This is a genomic window from Mammaliicoccus sp. H-M34 (assembly GCF_022386495.1).
Classification (GTDB): Bacteria; Bacillota; Bacilli; order Staphylococcales; family Staphylococcaceae; genus Mammaliicoccus; species Mammaliicoccus fleurettii.
In genome coordinates this window covers 109,956-135,040 of the sequence record NZ_JAJNIK010000005.1, presented here as the reverse complement: position 1 = coordinate 135,040, position 25,085 = coordinate 109,956, and the positions used below count along the sequence as shown (strand labels likewise).

The following is a 25,085-nucleotide window of genomic DNA, read 5'->3' as shown; positions in this document are numbered from 1 at the left end:
AAACTGTCACCAAAATTCAAAATTTGGTGACAGTTTTTCTATTTTTAAATAGGATCTAAATTACCTTCAATTTCTGCTCTTCTTGGTTCAAGGAAAACTGGTAAGTCTAATTGTTGGCCTAGTTGTTCAACGTCATTATAAGGCAAGCCTGGTCCTTCTGTAGCAAATTCAATTAATATATGTGAATGTCTATAATATAAACTCTTAAAGAAGTCTCTATCTACAATTCCAGAATGCACAACTTCTTTTTCATCTAACAATTCTTTCACTTTATTTAATTCATCTTCATCAGCTACTGATAAAGCGAGGTGATGGACACTACCTTTACCAGGTCTTTCTCTCTTACCTTTTTCTTCTTTTAATACGATATCACTATATAAGCCATCTAAATCAATCGAATATAATAATTCACTTTCAGAATCTACTAATTCAAAATTTAAATCATTTTCCAAAAAGTTCTTCATTTCAGAAACGTCTTCAATTTTAAATTCAACAGGTCCCATGCCCATAATTTGATGTTCTTTCGGTACATCCGTATATCTATTATTTTGCCAAGCTTTTGGAACTTTGCGATCATCATTAGGTAATAATACCATTTCCAAACCTTCATGATCTCTAAAATGTAATGCCATCATACCGTTATATATACCGATAACATCATGATCAACACCTAACTCTTCAAAACGACTCTTCCAATAACTCAAACTTTCTTCATTTGGAACTAACAGGCCAATTCTTGAAATTGAATTTGTACCTTTATACGTTTGACCCATAGGTTTAATTTCAAAAAATGTTAAAGAAGTACCAGGTGTTCCAACCTCATCACCATAGAACAAATGATACATCGAAGGATCATCTTGATTCACTGACTTTAAATACATACGCAAACCTAATTTATTCACATAAAAATCTTTATTTAACTTAGCATCTTTCGTTAACATTGAAATATGATGATGACCTAAAATTTCTACCATAGCAGTACCTCCTATATATTTAACTACATTATACCCGCTAAAGAATAATCATTACAAAAATTAAACTCACAGACGACAATATAGACACCAGTCATAGTGACTTCTCTATGACTGGTGTCTTGTTATGCATATTTTTTATATAAATATTCGAATATTTTTTCGAAACCTTCTATCCAATATTCCTCTACAATATCTTTAATCTCCATTTTGTATAACTTCATAAATTCTGAAACAGCTTCTCGATGATTTTTTGAATTATTCAAGTCATTTATAGCATTCAATTTATTATATATTTCAATTGGAAGATGATGAGCAGCTTTTTTTCCTAATAATGATTTTTGAGGATAGTGTTTGTATAACAACACTTTAATTGCATGATTCATCGCATTATCAATCATTTGAGTCGTCCATAAATTCTGACCTCTATTCACTATGTGATCGTATTGAAATATAAACCAACAACTGTCTAGTGCAGAATCTTGAAACATTTCCTTCGTTAAAATCAAATCTTGTTTAACATAGTTTTCAAGTATTTTTTTAGAATCATACAGCACTTTTATATCGTCTGTTAGGGGATATTTATTTTCATGCACTATGTAGCAATCAACATGTAACATGTTTTCATATACACCTACTATTTGTGGGCATATTATTTCTACAAGCTCTTTGTAAAGTAACTTTTGGTATTGTTCAAGAGAATCAATGATGTCACTATACACATCTTCAACATATACCTCTTTTTCTAGCATTACATATAAATCTAAATCTGAGTATGCATCATTTTCTCCCCTTGCAATTGAACCTTTTAAAAATATTGCCACTACTCCTTCTATATTTTTCATTTTTGGTAATATATTATCCACAGCAACTTCATATCTCATTATCTACACCTAATTTCCTTAAAATTCAGATTATTTCAATATAACATAATTGCAATTGAATATTAAGTGCATATTTTTCGAAATATTAAATTTTTAGCGTTATGATAAAGTTCATGAGGAGAGATAAGATATGACGAGTGAACAGAAGAAGCGATCTATTTCATTATTATTAGCAGGGTTTATTATTTTTTCTAGCCTATATGTTACACAGCCTATATTTAACGGTCTTAGTCACTATTTCAATGTTCCGTTATCTGATGTTAGTTTAACATTGTCTGTTTCTACGTTTATGCTTGGACTCGGTTTAATAATCGCACCAATGCTCAATAACATTGAAAAGAAACGTATGATGTCTATTTCTGTTTTATTAGTAAGCTTACTATCTATAGCTAGTGTATTCATTACAAACTTCTATTTGTTCCTCGTAATTCGTGGTCTTATGGGTCTAGCCTTAAGCGGTGTTCCTTCAATTGCTATGGCGTACATAGCGGATGAAGTACATAAAGATCGTGTGCGCAAAGTCATGGGATTATATGTAGCTGGTACGACTTTTGGTGGTATGTCAGGTCGTGTTGTAGTGGGCATTTTAACAGACTTAGTGAATTGGCAAATTGCCATTGCGTCACTTAGTATAATCAATTTAATTCTTGCGATATTAATGGTGATATTACTACCCGCTTCAACTGTCCAAACGCCAAATTGGGTGTCACCTAAGCAACATTTAATAAAATACAGTCAATTATTAAGAGAACCTGCAGTTTTAAAAGCAATGTCGTTAGCATTTTTATTAATGGGTACTTTCGTAACAGTATACAGCTATATTACCGTTCGCTTTGAAAGAGCCCCTTTTTCATTAAGTGAATCTACCATTGCATTTATATTCATTCTATATTTAATTGGTACATATAGCTCGATCAACTTTGGAAAACTCAGCACTAAACTTGGTATAAAAAAAGCATATAGATTAGCGATAACTATTATGATTATAGGAATAGCACTCACTTTTATCACGTACTTACCTATAGATATTATTGGATTAGCAGCTATGACATTTGGCTTCTTCGGCGCACATTCTATACAAAGTAGTTATATCGCGACACTTACAGACTCCAGTAAATCACATGCATCAACATTATATTTATTAGGCTATTATGTTGGATCTAGCTTATTGACCATACTTGGTGGACATATTTTCGTGAAATTTGACTGGTTAGGTATTGGTTTATTATCACTCGTGCTCACACTAACAGCAGTTGTCATTAGTAAATCATTATTTAAGAATGTCGTTAATTAATAGTCGTATGAAAGTAATAAATTAAGCCTGGGAAAGAGCTCCCAGGCTTAATTGTGCTATTCTAGTCCTAATTTTTCTAATCCTAATTCTTCTACTGTTAGCCCTTCTGTGAAGAAATCTCTTTCTAAAATGGTTGATGCTATTACAATGATGGCATCTATATTTGGTGTTGGTACACCTATTACTTTACCTAGACTTGACCAAAGTACTAAACCAAATGCAATGTCCTCTGTTAAATATCTATTCTCTACTTCGTTTGGACCATTAATTTGTGAAAATACTGGACTTGTATTGAATAATTTATTAAGTGGTTTTTCTTCATCATCTTTTGATAAGTAGCCTCGTTCTATACGAGCGCCTTTTGCTGTATTTAACTCGAACCCTAACTTTCTACCTAATGAAAGTCTTTCTAATTCTACAGCATGTAATAGTTTAACTGTATGTGGTGTGATACCTTCTTTATATAATGAGAAACTATCTGCATAATCTATTCTCCCTACGTTTAAAAGTGTCGGTCCAGGATGTACTTCTGGATTACCATTTTCTAAGTTAGTCTTCCATAGACTTTCTTCTTTAACGACGTAAGGATAGATTTTTTTAATAAGCTTAAAGCTTTCTGTTAAATAGCTTTTATCATATGTTGAATAGTGTACCTTCTTAACATTAAGTGATAAGTTTACTTCTGCTTTATCGTAATCGACTCGTGTCCCATAAGTTAATGTATTCAACTCTGCAAATTTTGGCATCACATCAATATGTTTATGTTCCAAAACATTGATGAATCGTATAGAACCCATTGCTGCAGCTATATTAAATAGAATAAGCTGTTTTTCTGTTATAAATGGCGCCATCGTTTTAGCGTAGTGTTCGATGAATGATGAAGGGATGATCATTTGAATAACTTCTGCATCTTTCAATACATATTCCATATCATCACTGACATCTGTGAATTTTACGAAGTTCTTTTCACCTTCATTATTAAAATCAAACCCTCCTCTTTCAATTGCTTTATCGAATTTATGGATAGATTGATTTCGGCAATATAATTTCACCTCATGTCCTTTTGAAATCATATCTAAAGCAGCTGTAACTGCACCATTACCAGACCCTACTATTGCTATTTTCATGTTATCCTTCCCTTCTTTAAATGATGTAATTTGCCTTTGATTTATATATACCCAGGAAATTTTAACATAAAAGAAGCGTTCATCGTAGCACCTCAGAAAAAATGATTAGAGGCTAAGACAATTCATTTGTCCTAGCCTCTAATTACAATTGATATTTAGTTAATTTGTTTGTTTCGCTTTTTCTTCTATTGTTTGAGTGATCACACTAATAATTGTATTGATATCATCTTCCTCAATTACAAGAGGTGGCGCTAAACGTATAATGTTACCTTGAGTTTCTTTACACAAAACGCCTTGCTCATTGATACTTGATACAATAGATTGTGCATTCTCATTTAATTCAATACCGATAAACAACCCACGTCCTCTCACTTCTTTTATAATTGAACTGTCTATATTTTGTAATCCGCTTAATAATTTTTTGCCTAGTTGTTCTGAACGTTCTGGCAGAGATTCATCTATAAGTACATCTAAAGATGCAATCGATACCGCACATGCTAATGGATTACCTCCAAACGTCGAACCATGTGTTCCTGGTGTAAGTACTTGCATAACATCATCGTTAGCTACAACAGCAGAAATAGGATATAATCCACCACCTAAAGCTTTACCTAATAAATACATATCTGGCTCTACTTCTTCCCATTCCATTGCAAACATTTTACCGGTTCTACCTAATCCAACTTGAATTTCATCTGCAATGAGTAATACATTGTGTTGTTCACATAATGCTTTAACATCTTTAATGAAATTTTTAGGTGGTATATTTACGCCACCTTCACCTTGAATGGGCTCCAAAATGATTGCAGTTGTTTGAGGAGTAATGAGTGACTCTATTTGTTCTACATTTCCAAATTCACTGTAATTAATATTACCTGCTAATACACCAAATCCTTTTTTATAACTTTCATTTGATGACAGAGATAATGAACCAATCGTTCTACCATGGAAATTGCCTTCCATTGCTATAATCTCTGCATCATCTGCGTTAATACCTTTAACATCTTGTCCCCATTTTGTAGCGACTTTAATTGCTGTTTCTACTGCTTCAGTACCGGTATTCATCGGTAAAACTTTATTTTTGTTCGCTAATTTACAAATTTTCTCTTCCCAAACACCTAAATTATCACTATACAATGCTCTAGAAGTCATCGTAATTTTTTGGCTTTGATCAAGAAATGCTTGTATGATTTTAGGATGACTATGACCTTGGTTAAGTACAGAAAAACCAGATACGCAATCTATATATGTATTTCCATCAGAGTCTTTAACGTGTGCACCTTGTCCTTCAGTCAAAACAATATTTAAAGGACTATAATTATTCGGGCTATACTTTTCTGTTAGTTCAATAAACTGATTCATTTAGTACCCACCTTTTATAATAAATATACTTAAATTCGTATTAATATTCATTATCATACATTTATTTTGTATATAAGTCAAAATAAAAAGAGAAGATTTTCACTTCTCTTTTAAGGAATTTATTCAGATGATAGTCTTATAGCCATTACTAAAATTTGCTTTTACCATGGCAATTAAACATAATATATTAATATAAACCGTTCAAAAAATAATTGTCACGATTTCAAAGTAAAGGAGCAATATTATGATTATTAGACAAGCGACAATTTCTGATTTAAATCAATTAGTAGAATTAAGAAAAGCTCAATTAATAGATGAAGGATCCAATCCAACACCTAATATTGATCACGATTTAGAACGCTTTTTTACTGATGCATTAACTGATAAATCTCTATATCAATTACTTGGAGTTGAAAACGACACAATCATCGCTAGTGGAGCAATTGTTTATTATCCATTCCCTCCGTCATTTACTAATCCATCTGGCGAAAGAGCTTATGTTACAAATATTTATACTCATCCTGATTATAGAGGTCGTGGTATTGCACAAACAATCATTAAAACACTCATTAAAAATGTAGAATCTAGAAACATTAAGAAAGTTTTCTTAGCTGCTTCAACATTAGGCAAACCCGTCTATAAAAAACTTGGATTTGAAGAAGCACCTGAATGGATGGAAATCAATTATGATTTATAAAAAAGATTAAGCCTAATTTAACTAATTAATTTTAACCCTATTGTACTTGCTAATATAAGACCAATAAAAAACATTCTCTTTAAATCTTTAGATTCACCATAATAAACAATTCCTAATAAAGCTCCACCCACTGCTCCAATACCTGTCCATACTGCATAACTCGTACTCATCGGTATTGTATGCATTGCTATTGATAAACAAACAAAACTCAATGAGAAGAATAATACTAATCCTAATAAAGATGAAATATTATTACGTTTTGCATATATATTTATAAATAAGACACCTAGCATTTCAAAAAGTCCTGCCATTACTAACACTATCCATGCCATTTTATGCTACCTCCTCATCATTTGTTACAAGTTTCAATCCAACCACACCAATAATTAATGTCACTATTAATATCACTTTACCTAGAACTAAAGGTTCACCAAAGAATGCGAAATCTGCAATTGTAACGCCTGTTGCACCTAGTCCTACATAAACTGCATAAGAAGTCCCAACAGGTAATTGTTTAGACGCATTAATTAACAAATAAAAACTTACTACAATTGCTATAACCGTTAAACACCATTCAAACGCATTAGTAGCATGTGTAAGACCAACTACCCAACCTACTTCAAAAAGTGCGCCAACCATAATTTTTAACCAATTCATTATTACTTCCTCCTTAAATAAAAAAGCCTAGGAAACTTATTAAATAAGTCTCCCAGGCTTTTATCCTTCCGTGTCACAAGTACATACTCGTGGCTTTCTCTCGGTCCAGGCTAACATTACTGTTACGGAACCCTAGAAAGCTTTTATTAGATTAATTCGAATTATAGCAAATACATAATTTTAGGTCAACAAAGTATAATTCGTATCACTTAATTACAAATCACAACTTAAATCATATATAATAGAATTAATATATTATGAGCTAAAGCAATTGAGGTGAATGCATTGAATCAAACAGGATATCGTATCAAACAAAGAAGAGAAGAACTTGGATTTAGCACGTATAAATTAGCCAAACTTATGAATGTAAATCAATCAACTATTTCCAGATATGAAACCGGGCAAACGGCCAAATTGACACCAACAGTAGTTGAAAAATTAGCTATCGCACTCTCTACTACACCAGCATATATTATGGGATGGGTAAACGTTCCAGAAGCGTATGAAGACGAAGAAGATTCTCAAATAATAAATGAATCCATTCAACTCCTAAGAGCATTAAACAAAAAGAAAAAAAGAGAAGTTTATGAGTACATTCAAGAAATTTCCAAACAATAGAGGATTCTATACTCTATAAATTTTAAGGAGGCAATACGTATGAACGTAAACTATCAAACAGACGAAACACATGCTCATCAAACAATAACAACTGATATCCATTCACATAAATCACATATCTTCAAACTATTAGGTACAACCACAGGAATACAACAATGGTTTCCAGAACTGTCATTTGAAGAAGAAAAAGAAGGCAGTCGTTTAGCTTTCGATTTAGGAAACAATCAATATGAGTATTTTGATATTACGAACTACGAATCAGACAGCCGCATAGCATATAATTGGGATCAAGGACATGTAGACTTCACACTAGAAGAAAACGGAGACACTACAACTCTAACATTCAAAGAATCATTACCTTACACATTTCAAACCATAGCCAATGACTTTACAGGATGGTATTTCCAAATACAAAGCGTTAAAAAATTAGCAGAAACAGGACAACCACTATCAAAATCAGACTTTGATTTCGAATCAAAAACTAAAGAAATTGAACGTTCATTAAAAATTGACGAATAATGAGCTAAAAGTAGTTTACCGAAATGAATAATAAAACCCAATGAAGTTTTAGGGACATAATTCTGAGAAATGTCCGTAAGAGGTGCTGTTAGGGACATAATTACGAGTAATGTCCGTAAGAGCAACTAAAAAGAAGCTGACAGTCCTTAGCTGTCAGCTTCTTTAACATTAAAGTGATTCCAATAAACTAATATATTTTTTCTTTTGTTTATTGGGAACGTAAAATTCATATTTCCCTTTTTTATACCGAAATTCGTATTTAGATATTTGCATCTTATCCTGTAATGTTTCGATGTCAACTTGCTTTTCTTCTAATAAATCAGTAATTCTTTGGTTATAAAAATCTTTTCGAATTCTTAAGTTCATCATAATAAAATGAAATATAAACAATGGTACAACTGCAATTTCTAAATACATACCCTTTGCAATTAAATAATATAAGATGCAAATAATAAATATCCCTATAATTTCTAAAATATATCTTGTTGGATTATATTGATAATTTTCTATTAATGCTCTTCTTAAAGTTCTCATTTTACATCCTTCTAATTATTATAATTTTCAAGAATTTTTAAATATTTTTTCTTTCTAGATGACGAAACAAAAAACTCATAAGTATTTTCATTTTCAGTTACTTCATATTTTGTTAAACCAGTTATTTCGTATAATTTTTCTTTAGAGATATTTTTCTTACGAATATGGCTATTTAACTTTTCATTTAATACTTCCCTTGTAACAAATACATTAAAGTGAATAAAATTTAATAAGACCATCACAACACCAAATAAAATTATTTGTACGATATCAGACTTTAAAATTAATAATGCTATCCAAACTATTAGACAAGGTATTATGAATGAAAATATAAATTGCTTTGGTCTTAACTTTATATTTTCTGTAATTGTGTTCATTAACATCACCTCGTAACAAAATATTAGTTTATATTATTAATTATACAGACTAAAATTATTATTTTTCAACACTCTATTATAGCCCCGTACTCCCTTTTTGTAATTGTCTTTCGATAAATGTTCGTTTCGATTCTAAGTGTTCTGGTAAGTATAGCGGGATGTCTTGAAATTGCTTTTCTTCAAATGTTATTGCTTCCATATTGAGCTTTAATGTCGCTACTTCGAATAAGAGCTGATTAGGGTCTTGATAATATATGGATTTAAAGAAGCCCCTATTTTTTATAGGTGAGTGTATCATATTTAGTTTATCTAATGATACTGCGATATCATCTAATGTACTTTCCGCTTCTGCTGATATTGCTACGTGATGTATAGCTCCAAATCCTTGTTCTTCTAATGGATTAAATGTGTCGTAAATCAAATGTACTTCATGGTACATTTCACGATTGTTGTTATGCAGTATATTTACAGTCAAACCTGTATCAAAGAATGCTGTTTGACCATATGTCTTCCAATTGAATAAGTCTTGGAAGTGTTGTTTACTTGCTTCTGGATATCTCACTCTAGCGTGCACGGAATCTAAGGCTAATATTTGATGTTCAAAGGGCACAACACTATTTTCATCTCGGTTGAATAAGCTAATGTCTTCATGATCAGCTATTACGATTAAGCCAAGTGGTGTTTGATCTGGTCCTTCAAATCGAATTAGACTGCGGTCAGTATAACTTTCAATACCGTAGTGACAAACTTCAAACTGATCAAATCGCTGTTCCCAATATTGTAATGACTCTACTGATGGTACTTTAAATAACAATCGATCAAATGCATTTGCTCCGAATTGATTATCTTTACCTTCTTTCATTTCAAACAATGTCACTTCAGTTCCAGGTCGACCATATTTATCTGCAAAGAAAATATGATACATTTCATAGTTCTCTTGATTAACAGTCTTCATTAGTAAATTCAGACCTAGTATATTACGGTAGAAGTTAAATGATTGTTCTGCATCGTGATTAATAATAGATACATGGTGTATAATTGAATCATGATTCATTAACAACAGCCCTTTCAAATTTATGGAGGAGATAGAATGGAATATTTCTTACAAGAAAACCCAAACTCTGATACTTTAATTGTACTTTTTCATGGTACCGGAGGCAATCAATACCAACTTCTACCGTTTTCAGGTGCGTTATTCCCTGAAGCTAACATATTAAGTCTGCAAGGCAATGTTGGAGAAGGAACAGAAAGACGATTTTTCGCACCATTAAATCATAATACTTTAGATCGAAATGATTTTAGCAAACATACTGAAGACTTTGTAGACTTTTGGCATTCATTTATTAAAGAACATAACTATCAACATATTATATTCTTTGGTTATTCAAATGGTGCAAATTTCATCATTGGTCTACTTGAACAAGGCATTACAAATATTGACCGTGTCTTATTACTTCATCCATCTAATTTAGAATATAAAATCACTGAAAGATATGAACATACATCTATTATCATAACAAGTGGTTCAAACGATTATTTAACTGTACCAGGTAAAATTAAAGCACTAGCCGATGAACTTAGACCATTATTTAAAGAAGTTCAATTTGAGCTTTTAGACGGTGGCCACGAATTAGATGAACCAGAAATCGAAAAATTAAAAACAATCCTTTAGTCATTATTGATTTATAAAATGACCAAATTTATCTTATCAAAAGTGCATTTACAGATGATATAATAATGAAGTCGCCTTATCTTCCGGCGGTATTTTCGACGGAAGGAGGTGTAGCCAGTGGAACTACTTTTTGTTAGTATAATTGCACCTGTTGTTTCAGGATGCATAATTGCGGGTTTTACGTTTTGGCTAAACAGCCGCAATAAATAATAAGGCGACATAGCCCATCAAAAAGAACCCCCAACCTATTCCAGTAGGTTGGGGGTTCGGTGTTCCAATGGAACTACTTTTTGTTAAACATATTATAACATCATAGTTTAGAAAAATGCAAAAAGGATCACCTAGTTAAATTTGTTTAACATATTAGCACAATTTATTCAGTGTATGCTTATGTTCGAAACTCTTGTTCACATTATGACCACAGTCATCGATGATTGTATTGTCACTCTATTTGCGCATTGGCTACGCAATCGAGATGATAAGTAAAATAGACGACTAGCCAACACAAAAAATCCCCTCACTACTCGCAATAGCGAGGGGATTAATGCATATATGCACGAAACTCTTGTTAAAGAGATTATAACATCATAGTCTAGAGGAATACAAAGTAAATACTATAATAATCGTCCAGCTTTATTTAAGTGTGTCATTACAATTAATTATATCCAGTTCGGTTAATATAATTAAATTTTAATTTTTATTCGTAGTCAATAAGCTCAAACCTAATATGATAAAGATTGTCCCTGTAATTTTATTTAATATAATTTCAACAATTAAATTTTCTCTTAATTTTTCAGTTACTTTACTAGAAAATAATGATATACATAAGCCCCACAATGTACTAATAAGCACAAAGATTAGTCCTAAAATAAGAAATGGCAATGGTCCATAGATATTATCAGTAGAAATAAATTGTGGTATAAAAGAGATGTAAAACAGAGCAACTTTAGGATTTGTAACATTTGTAATTACACCTTGTGAGAACAATTTTTTTGGTGATATATAAGCCATGTTAAAAGTGTTGAACCTGGATTCTTTTTTTATTATCATTTGTACGCCTAAAAATAATAAATAAAATGCGCCCACAATCTTAACAATAGTAAATATTAAAACAGAGGTTTTTAATAAAGTTGATAAACCTATGGCAGCTAAAATTGTATGCACTACTGTTCCAGAAGAAATACCCAACACAGAATAAACGCCTGCGACTTTACCTTGAGATATACTTCTACTTAAAATGTAGAATGTATCAATTCCAGGTGTTAAACATATAACGACCGCAGTAATCAAAAATAATTGAAAAGAAATAATATCAAACATTCAATCCCACCTTCTGCTCAAACTTTTATAAAATATTGATTTTCACTTTAAAACTTATACTGTTATTCTCGATTCATTATCTTTGCTATTGCAATATCTAAATGGTCCCCAGATTCTTTAAGTTTACTTATTATATTATTTTTGTCTTGTTCGGTACGTGTTTGACTTAATTTATATGCAGCTTGTATTTCCTTAACTTCAATTTCAAATCCTATAATTCCATTGATTTGTTTAAGCGTGTTTTCAGACATATTGTCCCAAGTAGCTCCGTTGTCTCTATGTCCTTCATATTTATTTAACAAATAGGTTAAATCTTCAATAAGTTCGCTTTCACTTAAAAGTCTACTATCCCCATATACATGAACACTTTGATAATTCCATGTTGGGACATCTTCTTTTTCATACCAAGTAGACGAAATATATGCATGAGGTCCTTGAAATATAATTAAAACATTTGATGCTTTATTTAATAATCTCCATTGATCGTTATTCTTAGCTAAATGACCAGTAACATATATCTCTCCGTTTTTTTCATGAATATTAATTGGTACATGCGTCGCTATAGGTTTATCCCCATCGTTTGTTATGATCGTTACAAATTGATGTTCTAGCATAAATGATTTGATTTCTTGAATATCATTTTCTTTATAATGTTTTGGAATATACATAGTAAAGCCCCCTTATAAATGTTTAATCATGATATAGTCTATTTGTTTTTCATTCCCCATATAAAAAGCATGTTCATCTATTTTTTGAAATTTAAATTTTTCATAGAATGCAATAGCATTATAGTTCTTCTCCCATACACCTAGCCAAATATGATCGCATGATAATTCTTTAGCTACCTCAATTGATTTATCATATAGTTGCTTACCTAATCCAAGTTTTTGAAATTGGTTTAGAACATAAATACGTTCAATTTCTAAATTATTTCCTTCAATAAATTCCGTTTGAGCGTCTTGAATATTTAATTTTAAGTATCCTGCTAACGAATTTTGATAAAATATAAAATAAAAAAATGAATTTGAATTTTGAAATTCTTTTATTAATCTTTCTTTAGTGAAAGTGTGTAGTAAATAATTGTCAATGTTCTCTTTTTTATTTTGTTCTCTAAATGTTTCATCAAATGTTTGGTATGATATACTTTGCAATTGTTCTAAATCTTCTATGACACATTTTCTTATCATTTTTTCACCATCCTTTAATATTGTCTTTTGTTACCTTTTTTAACACTTAACCAATCCTCAGATATATTGTTTTTCACTCGGTCTAAAGCTCTCGTTAGATCATTAATTTCTTCTTCAGTAAAACCTTTTAATGCTACTGAATTAGAGTGATTGTTTTCCCTTATTATAAACGGATAAAGTTCTTCACCTTTTTTAGTCGGGAATAACATTTTACTCTTTTTACTTTGATGGTGATTTTTTTTGAAAATTAATTCATTTTTTTCAAGTTTATTTATTGCTCTTGATGCTGTAGTGCGGTCAATTCTCAACATTTCAGCCAATTTTTCTTGTATGATACCTGGATTTTCACAGATTCTGACTAAATATACAAATTGCCCTTTTGTAAGACTGATTTCTTTGAATTCTATGTTGCTTATAGAGTCTAATGATCTAGAAATAATACCTATATCTCTTAATATGTCTTTCATTATCTGACCCCTTTTATTTTTGTTGCAAATGCAACTATTTTATTTAATAATGTAACATATATTAATTATATTTCAAGGATCTATTACTTATAAATTAAGTTGTAATGACTAAGAGTGAAGTAAAATAAATTCTAAAATACTTTGGGACACAAATCCCTTTATCAAAAAAATCACCCAATCTGGAAGATTGAGTGATTTTTTGTTTATGATTTTTAGTACAAAGCAATTAATAAGTAAATAAATAATAAATTATTAGCTATCCCATTTTGAACGTAATATACATGAACAGAAGTTATTTTGTGGGTATTCTGGTTCAAAATACTTTATAACGTCTGATTTGATATTGCCAAATGTCGTTTCTGGTTTATGTTTGAAACCATCGTAAAATGCTTGTATTACGTCATGTTTAAAATTGCCTCTAGGGAATTTTGTAGCGACTGCTTTACGTAATTGATCAGAATATTGATTCCAATTATCGCCCATAACATCCATACCAACACCATGATAAAGTAGAGCAACATTATTTTCCTTATGCTCTGCAATACCTAAAGTCGTGTGTAAAGCTATAGAATCCCATGCTAATTGCAAATCACTTTTATCATAATTATAATTTTGTAAAAATTGTCTAACAGCATTTGCTCCATCAACTTCAAATCTTAAATCATCGCTGCCATAAGTTTCAGTTAAGCCTAAATCGTGAAATAGCGCTGTGATATAGAGCAATTCTTTATCGTATTTTAGTTGATCTTGGATTCCTTTTGTTTCTCCAAATAAATAAACTCTATTAGAGTGATTCCAAATTAATTCATTTCCATATTCTCTTACAATCTCTTGTGCATCTTGAATAATTTTACTATCTGGGACTTTAATTTCATCTAAACTTTTAATCAATTAAAAAACCCCCTTCTCAAATTATAATACATTTAATATATTCCTCTTAATTTAAAAAGTAAACTTATTTGAGAAGGAGTCAAAGTTGAGATTTTTTACCATAAAAAATACATTGGATTATCACACTCAAATTTTAGCGATACCTTTTCAGGTGGGTAAGTTCGCTTTTGGATATTTCAAATAAACTCATATCAATAAATAACATAGATAAATTAAACATCAGTATAATCTTTAATTTTAAAGTCAGAAAATGTTGAATCATAATCTAAGACATATTTAGATTTGATGCTTTTGCCATCATTGTCTTTCTTTTTCAATCTGATTTACAGTATCTGAACTACTCTTAATATAGCTATGTTTTTCTCTACTTTATTAATGTTTTCCCTCTTATAATTCATAGGTTATAGCCCAGGAAATATTGACCTCTTTATAAATTAAATGAACTTTTTACAATATGACGATATTATAAAAAGCTCCAGGTTTTATTATTTTATAATTGTGTTCTCAAAGACAAGTCTAGGTTTAGCACCTAATATTAATAAGAATATTTGAGCGTATTTTACATCTTGATGATGTTTAAAGATATTCATCAAAATATCAATATTTTCATCTTCAGTAATTTTTTTTACTTCGTCAGTATAAATTTGTAATACTGAATCTTTAATAAACGGTGGTCGTGATTCAATTTTATCAATACCATTTATCAATTCACCTAAATATTGATAGTGGATTTGTAATTGTCTCGTTAAACTGACAACATGCTCTAAGTTTTCAAAGAATCGAGGATAGTTTTTTTCTAATGATACAATGTCATTTTGAACTTTATAAATTTCATTTGTACTTGCAAACATAATTAGTAACTCCCTTCTTTAATTCTTTCCCAAGGTTTTTCTAAACCTATTATTTTTGTTAATTCTTGGCTATGCTCTCTTCTTTGTCTTCTCATGTTTGCACGTTTACTTCCTGATTCAAATAAAAATAATTCTTCTTTCGTTTCTGGTACTATAGCTGGAACTCTTATAGGTCTCTTATCACCATCTAATGCTACGAATGTTAAAAATGCAGTTGCCGCAATTTTTCTTTCTCCTGTTAACATATCTTCAGCTATAACTTTACAGAAAATTTCCATCGATTTATTCCCTGTGTATGACACGAATGACTCAATACAAACTGAATCTGTTTGTCTAATTGGTACTAAGAAATCAATAGAATCCGTAGAAGCTGTTACGCATTCTTTTACTCTTGCATGTCTTCTAGCTGATAACGTTGCATTGTTATCTAACTTTTTCATTAATACGCCTCCGAACAACGTATTATAATTATTCAAATCATTGACTAGTACTTGATCTGTACTGACTACTCTGCTCTCGTTGGGGTGTTTAAAATGTATCATATATATTTCCTTCCTTGTATCTCGTATAACTACATCTTAATCCCCTAAATACATTTATAAAAATCGTTAATTTTTATATAAACTATAAAAATAATCTATGTAAACGCATTACTCATTCATTTAAAAGTAATCTGTCTTGTAAAAATTCAAGCAATTTCTTTGTAATATGGTTTTGATAACCTTCTTTTTTCCAAATAATCGCCAATTCCCAACCGATATTCAAGTTGCTAATGCTGACACTTTTCAAGTCTTCATTCAGCAAATCTGTAATACTAGAAGGTAAAATACAAATACCTAAATCAGATAAGATCATCTGCTCAATAAAAGTCCACTGCGTACTCTCAGATATAATATTCGGAATAAAGCCCGACATTCTACAGCATTGCTTAATACGATCATTTAAATAATAATCAGAATTAAAAAGAATGAAACTCTCATTTGAAAGTTCACTAAGATCCACAGACTTTTGATCGGCTATATAATGATTTTTATTAACTACAACTTTCAACTCTTCACTGAAAAAGAAGAACGAATTAAACAAATTATTATCAGTAGGAAGCACAGTAATACCTATGTCTAAATCATCCCTTAAAATCTCATCCTCGATTCTTTTACTACCATCTTCCAAAATATGAAACGTCACATTAGGATATAATTGATGGAATTCAGAAATCAGCTTAGTAAACTTATTCACATTCATAATCGTAGGAATACCAATTCTCACATGACCTTCTTCAATTTCTAATAAATTATTCAATTCAACAGGAATATTCTCATACATCTTCAAGAAATCCTTACAAATTTTATAAAAGACTTTTCCAGCATCCGTTAATACGATTTGTCTCTTAGAACGATCAAACAACGCAACATTTAATTCCTCTTCTAATAACTTAATTGAATTACTAATAGTAGGTTGTGTAATGTATAAATTCTCTGAGGCTTTCGTCATACTCTTGAACTTTGCAACTTCTATAAAATATTGCATTTGTTTTATCTCCACGATAAATCCCCCAATAATTATTAATCTTCTTTACATTATTACACAAAACGAGGCTGAGACAAATTTATGTCTCAACCTCGTTTTTGTAATCAAACCAGCTTATATAGTTATCCTTATCAGCAATTTTGTTGAAATCTGCTTTTAACACATCTCTTATCAGCAATTTTACAGGAAACTGCTTTTAACATTACTCTTATCAGCAATTTTGTTGAAATCTGCTTTTAACACATCTCTTATCAGCAATTTTGTTGAAATCTGCTTTTAACACTACCCTTATCAGCAATTTTACTGAAATCTGCTTTTAACACATCTCTTATCAGCACTTCAAAATTATTTGAAGTATATAATTCATTAATATATATCTTTTTGTTTTATAATCCGTGTATGATTTTCATCTACAACCTCTATATCGTAGTAGGCTCTAATAGTTAATTCTAAATTATTCCATCTTTTTTCTTCTTTTGTTTTTCCTATATTAGATATTTTTGTCATGACCCAACTTACAATAGACGTAGAACCATAGGAGAATGCATCTACAATATTTTTATATCCTTTTAAATGTTCCGATTGTGCCATCTCAATTATTCTTTTATTAATTGGAGAAACTACAATAATTTCCTCCATATCATCTTTTATAACACTTTCTAATTCGTCTATGTTCTTAATTCCGGATACTTTATTCAATAGAATGCGCCTCCTTTAATATACTTTTGTGCAAATTTATTTTTATATACTCAATCAAATAAATCATTATCATATAATAAGTTTATATAACATTTCCATTTTTTTCAATATTATCAAACACAAAAACAACCCTCTAACTATAGCAGCTAGAGGGTTGTCTTAATTTTATATATTATTCCCACTCGATCATGAATTATTTTTTTATATAATTCACACTTTCCCAAAACATTTATTTAATAGCATTTATTAGAGGGTATTCAGTCTAATTCGTTTCAGACGCTTGCCCTTTTTATCATTTACTTTCCCTTTTTTTGCCCTTTAAATAATCATTCGATACAGATACTACTTTTTGGGTACTAACTCATATTATATTGCCTTGTTATTTATCTTATAACCTTTTTTTCTTCTTCATCAAACATCGGAAATAATATGCTCTTACATTTTTGAACAGAATATTTAATATTATTTATATCTTTATTTATATCTGATTTATATTGTTCTAACAAATCTACCTGTTTAGTCTTAATTACTTTAGCATTTATTCCATACCATTTTGTCATTCCATCTTCCTCGATAACTGGATCCACTATCAAATTCACTCCTTCATGAGTGAAAATATGTCTGTCATTTACTGTGAATTTATTTATAGTATTTATGTTGGGCAATTCCAATTCGTTATGCTTATCTTTTTTGATTGTATTCTTGTAAAAATTAGTATAATCCCATGCCTTCTGTCCTTCAAATTTTATCTCCTCGTTATGGTAAAGATATATTTTCACAATTAATTTATTCATTATGTCATCAAGAGTCGAAAGTAATCTTATACAATAATTCACATGATAAGTAGTGTCCAATAATATTTTAAATGTCTCTTCTTTTGATAATTTATATTCATTGAAGCTATTATCAAAATATTCATAAGCTTTTATAGCATGAAACAAATTACCGTCGAACAAATTTATTATATTGTATAGCTCATAGAGTGTTTCATTATTTCTTTTTATCATTTCCTCTGCCATGAAATTAAATGAATACAAAAATTGCTCATCTGATTCTTTATAAGTCCCCATAAATACCCCTCTTTTCAATTTTTCTTGAATTATATACTAAAGAATCATATTTATCTATATTCATTTATATACCTAATAATCAACACACATTCATTGTTATAATTTATTTAAAAAATATAAATCCACATATTTATTGATGAAATACTAATGCTTGGTTTTATTTATTCTATTTTCAGTTTGGTTATCAATCATCGTTATCACTTTCTTTTGCAAAAAGTAAGCCCTGTACTTAATTGTACAAGGCTTCTTTTTTATGCTTTGAATAAATAACTTTTTTCTTTCCTTACTTCCTCCAGCGCCTCATCAAGATTAATGACTTCGCCTGTCTCTATATTGATTTGGAAGCGGTCTTTATCCAACACTTTGAATATATCATCTAGATCGTGCATATCACGTGAAACGTTCTTTATCAAAAAAGGGAATAAAATCACTAGTACTGGAACTACTAAAGGGTAAGAAATTGACTACTATTACAAGTGCTACAACACGTATAGGAGAAGATGTTATACTTGATATATTGATATTATAAACAATAAGAAAGATGCACCTGATAGCTTTCAAAACGCAGTAAAAATTAATTAATTTATTGGAGCTTTTTTATGTATAAAAAAACAAATCTATTCATCGTATTTCTCATTTTATTATTATCTATAATAACGACGTTCTTGGATCAAAAGACATCTTTTTTTAATAATTTAACGTCTTTGCTATTTTTACAGTTTGTTTTCTCTATTTTAGTAAATATATTTTTACTAAAATACATCTTTGACATTGAAGTTATTAGGCGATTATTAGATAAAATAAATATTCTTTTCCAGTACTTTATTTATATAATACTTTTATTTCTGGCTATGTTTTTGATAATTTCTTTTGATTTCACAGATGTTAATTTATTAGGGTTAATATTTAGCTTATTATTTATGTTTGTATTTAGCTTTTTAACACAATTATTAATTTCCGAAACAATATCTAAATTATATATTAGAAACAATACTTCTGTTTACTTTAGCGCACTGGCAATGTTTATATTATTTATACTTCTAATCATTCCAAATTACATTCAATGATTTCATTGTTATTATAAACATTTGCATTATAAGAACCTAAACACAAAAAAACCCTCTAACTATAGCAGCTAGAGGGTTGTCTTAATTTTATATATTATTCCCACTCAATTGTACTTGGGGGCTTAGATGTAATGTCATAGACTACTCTATTTACGTGATCTACTTCATTTACGATACGGCTTGATACTTTTTGTAAGACTTCCCAATCGATTCTTGCAAAGTCACTTGTCATGCCGTCTATTGATGTTACTGCGCGTACGCCGACTGTGTAGTCATATGTACGATAGTCTCCCATAACACCTACTGAACGGATGTCAGGTAATACTGTGAAGTATTGCCATATATCTCTTTCTAGACCTTCTTCACGTACAACTTCTCTAAGAATTGCATCAGATTCTCTCACGATTTCTAATTTATCTTCTGTGATTTCACCTAACACACGGATACCTAATCCTGGACCTGGGAATGGTTGACGCCATACAAGGTGTTCTGGTATTCCTAATTCTATTCCTAGTGCACGTACTTCGTCTTTAAATAATGTATTAATTGGTTCGATTAATTGGAACTGCATATCTTCTGGTAATCCACCTACGTTATGGTGTGATTTAATTGTTTGTGCAGTTTTTGTTCCTGATTCGATAATATCTGTATATAATGTTCCTTGAGCTAGGAAGTCTACACCTTCTAACTTAGATGCTTCGTCATCAAATACATATACGAATTCATTACCAATGATTTTACGTTTTTTCTCTGGATCTGATACACCTGTTAATTTATTCATAAAGCGCTCTTTAGCATCTACTCTGATGATATTCATATTAAATCCTTCACCAAAGTTTTCCATTACCATGTCGCCTTCTCCTTTTCTAAGAAGTCCATGGTCTACGAAAATACATGTTAATTGATCACCAATTGCTTTATGAAGTAATACTGCTACGACTGATGAATCAACTCCACCACTCATCGCACACAATACTTTACGATCTCCAACTTGTTTTCTAATTTTTTCTACTTCGATATCAACAAAGTTTTCCATCGACCAGTTACCTGTACATTCACATACACGACGAATAAAGTTTCTTAATAAGTCGTTACCAAATTCAGTATGACGTACTTCTGGATGGAATTGTACACCGTATAATTTTCTTGATTTATCTTCAATTGCTGCATTTTGACAACTTGGGCTATCTGCAATGATTTCAAAGTTCTCAGGTATATCAATAACTTTATCACTGTGACTCATCCAAACTGTTTGACTGTTAGGTAAACTAAAGAATAAATCATCATCTGATTTAACGTTTAACGTTGCTTTACCGTATTCACGTTCATTCGCTCTTTCTACAGATCCACCTAATAATTTTGTCATTAACTGCATACCATAACAAATACCTAATACTGGGATGCCAAGCTCAAAAATTTCAGGATTAACTGTAAATGATCCTTCTTCATAAACTGAATTAGGTCCACCTGAAAGGATAATACCTTTAGGATTCATTTTTTTAATTTCTTCGATTGAGATTTCATGGTCGTGTAATTCACTATAGACGCCCATCTCTCTTATACGACGCGTAATCAATTGATTATATTGACTACCAAAGTCCAATACAAGAATTAACTCTTGTTCAAAAGCCATTTCCATAATTGTTGTTCTCCTTTAATTAAAATGAGTAGTTTGGTGCTTCTTTAGTAATTTGAACATCATGCGGATGTGATTCTTTAAGTCCTGCGCCAGTCATTCTAATAAACTGAGCATCTTCTCTTAATGCTTCTAAATTAGCTGAACCTGTATAACCCATACCACTCTTAATACCGCCAGTTAATTGATAGATTGTATCTTGTAGAGGTCCTTTAAAGTCGATTCTACCTTCAATACCTTCTGGAACGAATTTTTTAGCTGTAGTGTCTTCTTGGAAGTAACGGTCTTTTGAACCTTGTTCCATTGCACCTAGTGAGCCCATACCACGATATACTTTGTATTGACGTCCTTGGAAGATTTCAGTTTGTCCAGGGCTTTCTTCTGTACCAGCAAGTAAACTACCTAACATTACAGCGTTACCACCAGCTGCTAATGCTTTAGCGATGTCTCCTGAGAACTTGATACCACCATCAGCAATAATTGCTTTACCATGTTTACGAGCTTCAGTTGCACAATCGTAAATAGCAGTAATTTGAGGTACACCAACACCAGCAACAACACGCGTTGTACAAATTGAACCAGGTCCAATACCAACTTTAACTACATCTGCTCCTGCTTCAAATAATGCTCTTGTACCTTCTTGTGTTGCAACATTACCTGCGATGATTGTTACGTCTGGATATGATTGACTAATTTCTTTAACTACATTTAATACACCTTTAGAATGACCATGAGCAGTATCTATAACAAGTGCATCTGCACCCGCTTCTACTAATTTTTGAGCACGGATTGGCGTATCTTTTGCAATACCTAATGCAGCGGCAACAAGAAGACGTCCTTCTTTATCTTTCGCAGCATATGGGAATTCAATTACTTTTTCAATATCTTTAATCGTAATTAAGCCTTTAAGCTTACCTTCGTTAGATACTAATGGAAGTTTTTCAATTTTATATTTTTGTAAAATTTCTTCAGCTTCATCTAAAGTTGTTCCAACTGGAGATGTCACTAAATCTTCTTTAGTCATAACATCTGAAATTTTGATGGAGAAGTTCTCGATAAATCTTAAATCACGGTTCGTAATAATACCTACAAGTTCCATATCTTCTTCGTTATTAACAATAGGTACACCAGAAATACGATATTTACTCATTAATGCTTCTGCTGCATATACTTGTTCGTCAGGTGTTAAGAAGAATGGGTTTGTAATAACACCATTTTCAGAACGTTTAACTTTTTGCACTTCGTCTGCTTGATGTTCTATAGACATGTTTTTATGAATAACACCTAAGCCACCTTGTCTAGCCATAGCAATCGCCATTTTAGCTTCAGTAACTGTATCCATTCCAGCTGAGATAATAGGAATATTCAACTGAATATTCTTAGACAATGAAACGCTTAAGTCTACATCACTCGGTAATACTTCTGATTTTGCTGGTACTAATAATACGTCATCGAACGTTAAACCTTCTTTTTGAAATTTGTTTTCCCACATGAATAGAACCTCCACTTATTTATTTTCATATTTATTATTTCACATTTTCAATGTTTTGTTGATTGTTTAATCCATTAAAACACAAATTCAATATAATAGCTGAGAAAGTACCAAGTACTATACCGTTTTGAGTTAACCATGCATATTGTTCTCCAAATGTTTCAAGCGCTTGTGGTACAGCAGTAATTCCGGCACCTATTCCTACAGATACAGCAATTACGAGTAAATTGTTTTGTTTGTTAAAGTCTATGCCTCCAAGCATTTTAACGCCGTAAGCCATAACCATTCCAAACATCGCAATCATTGCGCCACCTAATACAGGGAAAGGAATCATACTTGCTAAAGCACCAAGCTTTGGTATCGATCCACATACAATTAAAAGTGCAACCATCATATACATGATCTGATTCTTTTTAGCTCCCGATAATGATACGAGTCCGACATTTTGAGAGTAAGCTGTATATGGAAATGCATTAAATATTGCTCCAATCATAATAGCAATTCCTTCAGCTCTATAACCTTTTGATAAACCTTTTCTAGTGATTGGTTGCTTCGTAATTTCACTCAGTGCGTGATACACACCTGTTGATTCAATAAGACTCACAATTGCTACAATTACAAAAACAATCGTAGTGCCAAATTCGAATTCAAAGCCACTAAATCTAAATGGTCTTGGTAACTCTAACCAATTTGATGTTTTTAAACTTGATGTATCTAATAATCCATAAAATGAAGCAACTATCGTACCAATCAGTAAACCTAATAGTATGGCAATAGATTTTATAAACCCTTTTGATAATCGTTGTATAATTAAAATAATGACTAGTGTGAAAACACCTAGGAATATATTTTTAGCATCTCCATAATTTTTCTCACCTTCTCCTCCAGCTAAATAGTTCATAGCTACTGGCATTAAAGTGATACCGATTATTGTCACTACACTACCTGTAACAACTGGTGGAAATAATTTTACTAAATATGAGAAAAATGGAGAAATTAAGACAACAATAATACCCGATAAGAATATTGAACCATACAAGACACCAATACCATGTGTATTACCAACTAGAATCATTGGTGCAACAGCAGTAAATGTGCATCCCAAGACTACCGGTAGTCCAATACCTATTCCTTTATAAACTTGTAAAAATGTTGCCACACCACACATAAAGATATCAATAGAAACTAAATATGCAACTTCTTCTGGTGTGAACTTAAGAGCAGAACCTACAATAATAGGTACCATTATGGCACCGGCATACATAGCGAGTAAATGTTGAATACTTAATATAAAATTTTTCATTTTATTCGCCTACCAACTTGACTTCATTTCCTAATAAAGAAGCAACTTGGCAAAGTGATAACACTTCTAATCCTTCAGATTCTAATTTTTCTCTACCTGGTTGGAAACTTTTTTCAATAACAATTCCTATTCCTGATGTTGTAGCATTAGCAGCTTTTACTAAACGATGTAAACCTAATGATGCTTCACCGTTCGCTAAAAAGTCATCGATAATTAATACGTGATCATCTTCATTTAAAAATTGTTTCGAAATAACCACTGTACTTGTTGTATTTTTTGTAAATGAGTGGATATCTGTGTGATAAAACTCAGACGTCATTGTAGATGGTTTTGCTTTTTTAGCAAATAAACACGGAACATCTAAATGTAAAGAAGCCATAATTGCTGGTGCGATACCAGAAGCCTCAATAGTAAGTACTTTCGTAATTTTCTTATCTTTAAAGTGTTCAGTAATGACTTGACCAACTTCGTACATTAACTTTGCATCAATTTGGTGATTTAAAAATGAATCAACTTTAAGAATCTTCTCGTCGATTACCACACCGTCTTCTTTAACTCTATCTTGTAGTGTCCTCACACTACTCGCCTCCTCATTTAGATTAAAAAAAACACACCTTAATCCTAAAAAATAGGTAAGATGAGTAAAAAATAATATAAAACCACACCATTTTAGATAGTCTGATTCCAATGTTATTCATTTACTCATAGTCGTGTCATTTAAGGCAACACGGTAGAAACTTCTAAAGCCATATCCTTCAGATTATATGAGTTTTTAGTAATAAATTATTCATTGATAATAACAAAGTATCAGTATTTTTACAATAGGCAAAACCTTATAATCACGCGATTTAAACAGTATTTAA

At 31.0% G+C, this 25,085-nt stretch carries 30 protein-coding genes and 2 riboswitches; of the genes, 7 read left to right on the top strand and 23 right to left on the bottom strand.

From position 1 onward, the window contains the following. Window positions 1-44: 44 nt before the first annotated feature. Together LQ608_RS08485 and LQ608_RS08480 are read right to left on the bottom strand one after the other, a co-directional pair. Complete coding sequence (locus LQ608_RS08485; protein ID WP_239751264.1) at window positions 45-974, bottom strand: VOC family protein; 930 nt, start codon at window positions 972-974, stop codon at window positions 45-47. A 122-nt stretch (window positions 975-1,096) separates the two neighbouring features. Next, window positions 1,097-1,855: a nucleotidyltransferase domain-containing protein gene (locus LQ608_RS08480; RefSeq protein ID WP_239751262.1), complete on the bottom strand. Its 759-nt coding sequence runs from the start codon at window positions 1,853-1,855 to the stop codon at window positions 1,097-1,099. 130 nt (window positions 1,856-1,985) lie between these two features. Here LQ608_RS08480 and LQ608_RS08475 point away from each other — a divergent pair, with 130 nt between their 5' ends. Then, window positions 1,986-3,149, top strand: a complete 1,164-nt coding sequence (locus LQ608_RS08475; protein ID WP_239751261.1) for an MFS transporter — start codon at window positions 1,986-1,988, stop codon at window positions 3,147-3,149. 56 nt (window positions 3,150-3,205) lie between these two features. Here the strand turns inward: LQ608_RS08475 and LQ608_RS08470 are convergent, their stop codons facing one another. Then, entirely contained in the window at window positions 3,206-4,276 is a 1,071-nt protein-coding gene (locus LQ608_RS08470) for an NAD/NADP-dependent octopine/nopaline dehydrogenase family protein (RefSeq protein ID WP_078357115.1), read from the bottom strand. A gap of 159 nt (window positions 4,277-4,435) precedes the next feature. After that, a complete protein-coding gene (gene rocD, locus LQ608_RS08465; RefSeq protein ID WP_239751260.1) occupies window positions 4,436-5,638 on the bottom strand; it encodes an ornithine--oxo-acid transaminase in 1,203 nt (400 codons plus the stop codon). A gap of 244 nt (window positions 5,639-5,882) precedes the next feature. Here rocD and LQ608_RS08460 point away from each other — a divergent pair, with 244 nt between their 5' ends. Continuing rightward, window positions 5,883-6,335, top strand: a complete 453-nt coding sequence (locus LQ608_RS08460; protein WP_239751259.1) for a GNAT family N-acetyltransferase — start codon at window positions 5,883-5,885, stop codon at window positions 6,333-6,335. A 17-nt stretch (window positions 6,336-6,352) separates the two neighbouring features. Here the strand turns inward: LQ608_RS08460 and LQ608_RS08455 are convergent, their stop codons facing one another. Beyond that, window positions 6,353-6,667 carry a DMT family transporter gene (locus tag LQ608_RS08455; RefSeq protein WP_239751258.1) on the bottom strand — a complete coding sequence of 105 codons (315 nt, stop codon included), beginning with the start codon at window positions 6,665-6,667 and terminating at the stop codon, window positions 6,353-6,355. A gap of 1 nt (window position 6,668) precedes the next feature. Then, window positions 6,669-6,992 carry a DMT family transporter gene (locus tag LQ608_RS08450; RefSeq protein WP_239751256.1) on the bottom strand — a complete coding sequence of 108 codons (324 nt, stop codon included), beginning with the start codon at window positions 6,990-6,992 and terminating at the stop codon, window positions 6,669-6,671. Window positions 6,993-7,039: 47 nt separating this feature from the next. Further along, window positions 7,040-7,139, bottom strand: a riboswitch (guanidine-I (ykkC/yxkD leader). A 138-nt stretch (window positions 7,140-7,277) separates the two neighbouring features. Here LQ608_RS08450 and LQ608_RS08445 point away from each other — a divergent pair. Together LQ608_RS08445 and LQ608_RS08440 are read left to right on the top strand one after the other, a co-directional pair. Continuing rightward, window positions 7,278-7,610 (top strand): helix-turn-helix domain-containing protein, encoded by a 333-nt coding sequence (locus LQ608_RS08445; RefSeq protein ID WP_239751255.1) that lies wholly within the window; start codon window positions 7,278-7,280, stop codon window positions 7,608-7,610. A 39-nt stretch (window positions 7,611-7,649) separates the two neighbouring features. Beyond that, entirely contained in the window at window positions 7,650-8,129 is a 480-nt protein-coding gene (locus LQ608_RS08440; protein WP_239751253.1) for an SRPBCC family protein, read from the top strand. Between the two features lie 168 nt (window positions 8,130-8,297). Here the strand turns inward: LQ608_RS08440 and LQ608_RS08435 are convergent, their stop codons facing one another. The 3 genes from LQ608_RS08435 to LQ608_RS08425 all read right to left on the bottom strand — a co-directional run bounded on the left by LQ608_RS08435 (window position 8,298) and on the right by LQ608_RS08425 (window position 10,094). Further along, on the bottom strand, window positions 8,298-8,663 hold the full coding sequence (locus tag LQ608_RS08435) for a hypothetical protein (RefSeq protein ID WP_239751250.1): 366 nt from the start codon (window positions 8,661-8,663) through the stop codon (window positions 8,298-8,300). An 11-nt stretch (window positions 8,664-8,674) separates the two neighbouring features. Further along, a complete protein-coding gene (locus LQ608_RS08430; RefSeq protein WP_239751247.1) occupies window positions 8,675-9,040 on the bottom strand; it encodes a hypothetical protein in 366 nt (121 codons plus the stop codon). Between the two features lie 76 nt (window positions 9,041-9,116). Further along, entirely contained in the window at window positions 9,117-10,094 is a 978-nt protein-coding gene (locus LQ608_RS08425; RefSeq protein ID WP_239751245.1) for a VOC family protein, read from the bottom strand. 36 nt (window positions 10,095-10,130) lie between these two features. Between LQ608_RS08425 and LQ608_RS08420 the strand changes: the two genes are divergently transcribed. The 3 genes from LQ608_RS08420 (at window position 10,131) to LQ608_RS08410 (ending at window position 11,198) form a co-directional block, all read left to right on the top strand. Beyond that, window positions 10,131-10,712, top strand: a complete 582-nt coding sequence (locus LQ608_RS08420; protein WP_239751243.1) for an alpha/beta hydrolase — start codon at window positions 10,131-10,133, stop codon at window positions 10,710-10,712. Window positions 10,713-10,829: 117 nt separating this feature from the next. After that, window positions 10,830-10,922 (top strand): type I toxin-antitoxin system Fst family toxin, encoded by a 93-nt coding sequence (locus LQ608_RS08415; protein ID WP_107509432.1) that lies wholly within the window; start codon window positions 10,830-10,832, stop codon window positions 10,920-10,922. A 180-nt stretch (window positions 10,923-11,102) separates the two neighbouring features. Then, a complete protein-coding gene (locus LQ608_RS08410; RefSeq protein WP_239751241.1) occupies window positions 11,103-11,198 on the top strand; it encodes a type I toxin-antitoxin system Fst family toxin in 96 nt (31 codons plus the stop codon). Between the two features lie 204 nt (window positions 11,199-11,402). Here LQ608_RS08410 and LQ608_RS08405 read toward each other — a convergent pair whose 3' ends face one another. From LQ608_RS08405 to xpt, 14 genes are all read right to left on the bottom strand, one after another. Further along, the gene (locus LQ608_RS08405; RefSeq protein WP_239751239.1) at window positions 11,403-12,032 is read right to left on the bottom strand and encodes a LysE family translocator; all 630 of its coding nucleotides are present in this window, start codon (window positions 12,030-12,032) and stop codon (window positions 11,403-11,405) included. Window positions 12,033-12,094: 62 nt separating this feature from the next. Then, window positions 12,095-12,700, bottom strand: coding sequence for an FMN-binding negative transcriptional regulator (locus tag LQ608_RS08400; RefSeq protein ID WP_239751237.1), 606 nt, complete (start codon window positions 12,698-12,700; stop codon window positions 12,095-12,097). Between the two features lie 12 nt (window positions 12,701-12,712). Then, window positions 12,713-13,219, bottom strand: a complete 507-nt coding sequence (locus LQ608_RS08395) for a GNAT family N-acetyltransferase (protein WP_239751236.1) — start codon at window positions 13,217-13,219, stop codon at window positions 12,713-12,715. Between the two features lie 14 nt (window positions 13,220-13,233). Further along, complete coding sequence (locus LQ608_RS08390) at window positions 13,234-13,686, bottom strand: MarR family winged helix-turn-helix transcriptional regulator (RefSeq protein ID WP_078357129.1); 453 nt, start codon at window positions 13,684-13,686, stop codon at window positions 13,234-13,236. A 252-nt stretch (window positions 13,687-13,938) separates the two neighbouring features. Continuing rightward, complete coding sequence (locus LQ608_RS08385; RefSeq protein ID WP_203154183.1) at window positions 13,939-14,577, bottom strand: HD domain-containing protein; 639 nt, start codon at window positions 14,575-14,577, stop codon at window positions 13,939-13,941. A 485-nt stretch (window positions 14,578-15,062) separates the two neighbouring features. Then, complete coding sequence (locus tag LQ608_RS08380; RefSeq protein WP_078357132.1) at window positions 15,063-15,428, bottom strand: hypothetical protein; 366 nt, start codon at window positions 15,426-15,428, stop codon at window positions 15,063-15,065. A gap of 2 nt (window positions 15,429-15,430) precedes the next feature. Beyond that, window positions 15,431-15,970, bottom strand: a complete 540-nt coding sequence (locus LQ608_RS08375) for an acyl-CoA thioesterase (RefSeq protein ID WP_078357133.1) — start codon at window positions 15,968-15,970, stop codon at window positions 15,431-15,433. A gap of 112 nt (window positions 15,971-16,082) precedes the next feature. After that, entirely contained in the window at window positions 16,083-16,970 is an 888-nt protein-coding gene (locus LQ608_RS08370; RefSeq protein ID WP_239734756.1) for a LysR family transcriptional regulator, read from the bottom strand. A gap of 351 nt (window positions 16,971-17,321) precedes the next feature. Then, a complete protein-coding gene (locus LQ608_RS08365; protein ID WP_119634667.1) occupies window positions 17,322-17,654 on the bottom strand; it encodes a hypothetical protein in 333 nt (110 codons plus the stop codon). Window positions 17,655-18,037: 383 nt separating this feature from the next. Beyond that, window positions 18,038-18,724, bottom strand: a complete 687-nt coding sequence (locus tag LQ608_RS08360) for a hypothetical protein (RefSeq protein WP_239751234.1) — start codon at window positions 18,722-18,724, stop codon at window positions 18,038-18,040. Between the two features lie 1,161 nt (window positions 18,725-19,885). Next, a complete protein-coding gene (gene guaA / locus LQ608_RS08355; RefSeq protein ID WP_078357137.1) occupies window positions 19,886-21,430 on the bottom strand; it encodes a glutamine-hydrolyzing GMP synthase in 1,545 nt (514 codons plus the stop codon). 19 nt (window positions 21,431-21,449) lie between these two features. Continuing rightward, a complete protein-coding gene (gene guaB / locus LQ608_RS08350) occupies window positions 21,450-22,919 on the bottom strand; it encodes an IMP dehydrogenase (protein ID WP_239751233.1) in 1,470 nt (489 codons plus the stop codon). Between the two features lie 34 nt (window positions 22,920-22,953). Next, window positions 22,954-24,222 (bottom strand): nucleobase:cation symporter-2 family protein, encoded by a 1,269-nt coding sequence (locus LQ608_RS08345; RefSeq protein ID WP_239751231.1) that lies wholly within the window; start codon window positions 24,220-24,222, stop codon window positions 22,954-22,956. Window position 24,223: 1 nt separating this feature from the next. Further along, entirely contained in the window at window positions 24,224-24,799 is a 576-nt protein-coding gene (xpt, locus tag LQ608_RS08340) for a xanthine phosphoribosyltransferase (RefSeq protein ID WP_239751229.1), read from the bottom strand. 108 nt (window positions 24,800-24,907) lie between these two features. Further along, window positions 24,908-25,010: riboswitch (purine riboswitch) on the bottom strand. Window positions 25,011-25,085: the final 75 nt, after the last annotated feature.

Excerpts from the sequence above, each read along its gene's own strand:
- LQ608_RS08485 (WP_239751264.1), bottom strand. The coding sequence starts at position 974 with ATGGTAGAAATTTTAGGTCATCATCATATTTCAATGTTAACGAAAGAT.
- LQ608_RS08480 (WP_239751262.1), bottom strand. The coding sequence starts at position 1,855 with ATGAGATATGAAGTTGCTGTGGATAATATATTACCAAAAATGAAAAAT.
- LQ608_RS08475 (WP_239751261.1), top strand. The coding sequence starts at position 1,986 with ATGACGAGTGAACAGAAGAAGCGATCTATTTCATTATTATTAGCAGGG.
- LQ608_RS08470 (WP_078357115.1), bottom strand. The coding sequence starts at position 4,276 with ATGAAAATAGCAATAGTAGGGTCTGGTAATGGTGCAGTTACAGCTGCT.
- rocD (WP_239751260.1), bottom strand. The coding sequence starts at position 5,638 with ATGAATCAGTTTATTGAACTAACAGAAAAGTATAGCCCGAATAATTAT.
- LQ608_RS08460 (WP_239751259.1), top strand. The coding sequence starts at position 5,883 with ATGATTATTAGACAAGCGACAATTTCTGATTTAAATCAATTAGTAGAA.
- LQ608_RS08455 (WP_239751258.1), bottom strand. The coding sequence starts at position 6,667 with ATGGCATGGATAGTGTTAGTAATGGCAGGACTTTTTGAAATGCTAGGT.
- LQ608_RS08450 (WP_239751256.1), bottom strand. The coding sequence starts at position 6,992 with ATGAATTGGTTAAAAATTATGGTTGGCGCACTTTTTGAAGTAGGTTGG.
- LQ608_RS08440 (WP_239751253.1), top strand. The coding sequence starts at position 7,650 with ATGAACGTAAACTATCAAACAGACGAAACACATGCTCATCAAACAATA.
- LQ608_RS08435 (WP_239751250.1), bottom strand. The coding sequence starts at position 8,663 with ATGAGAACTTTAAGAAGAGCATTAATAGAAAATTATCAATATAATCCA.
- LQ608_RS08430 (WP_239751247.1), bottom strand. The coding sequence starts at position 9,040 with ATGAACACAATTACAGAAAATATAAAGTTAAGACCAAAGCAATTTATA.
- LQ608_RS08425 (WP_239751245.1), bottom strand. The coding sequence starts at position 10,094 with ATGAATCATGATTCAATTATACACCATGTATCTATTATTAATCACGAT.
- LQ608_RS08420 (WP_239751243.1), top strand. The coding sequence starts at position 10,131 with ATGGAATATTTCTTACAAGAAAACCCAAACTCTGATACTTTAATTGTA.
- LQ608_RS08410 (WP_239751241.1), top strand. The coding sequence starts at position 11,103 with ATGTTCGAAACTCTTGTTCACATTATGACCACAGTCATCGATGATTGT.
- LQ608_RS08405 (WP_239751239.1), bottom strand. The coding sequence starts at position 12,032 with ATGTTTGATATTATTTCTTTTCAATTATTTTTGATTACTGCGGTCGTT.
- LQ608_RS08400 (WP_239751237.1), bottom strand. The coding sequence starts at position 12,700 with ATGTATATTCCAAAACATTATAAAGAAAATGATATTCAAGAAATCAAA.
- LQ608_RS08395 (WP_239751236.1), bottom strand. The coding sequence starts at position 13,219 with ATGATAAGAAAATGTGTCATAGAAGATTTAGAACAATTGCAAAGTATA.
- LQ608_RS08390 (WP_078357129.1), bottom strand. The coding sequence starts at position 13,686 with ATGAAAGACATATTAAGAGATATAGGTATTATTTCTAGATCATTAGAC.
- LQ608_RS08380 (WP_078357132.1), bottom strand. The coding sequence starts at position 15,428 with ATGTTTGCAAGTACAAATGAAATTTATAAAGTTCAAAATGACATTGTA.
- LQ608_RS08375 (WP_078357133.1), bottom strand. The coding sequence starts at position 15,970 with ATGATACATTTTAAACACCCCAACGAGAGCAGAGTAGTCAGTACAGAT.
- LQ608_RS08360 (WP_239751234.1), bottom strand. The coding sequence starts at position 18,724 with ATGGGGACTTATAAAGAATCAGATGAGCAATTTTTGTATTCATTTAAT.
- guaA (WP_078357137.1), bottom strand. The coding sequence starts at position 21,430 with ATGGAAATGGCTTTTGAACAAGAGTTAATTCTTGTATTGGACTTTGGT.
- guaB (WP_239751233.1), bottom strand. The coding sequence starts at position 22,919 with ATGTGGGAAAACAAATTTCAAAAAGAAGGTTTAACGTTCGATGACGTA.
- LQ608_RS08345 (WP_239751231.1), bottom strand. The coding sequence starts at position 24,222 with ATGAAAAATTTTATATTAAGTATTCAACATTTACTCGCTATGTATGCC.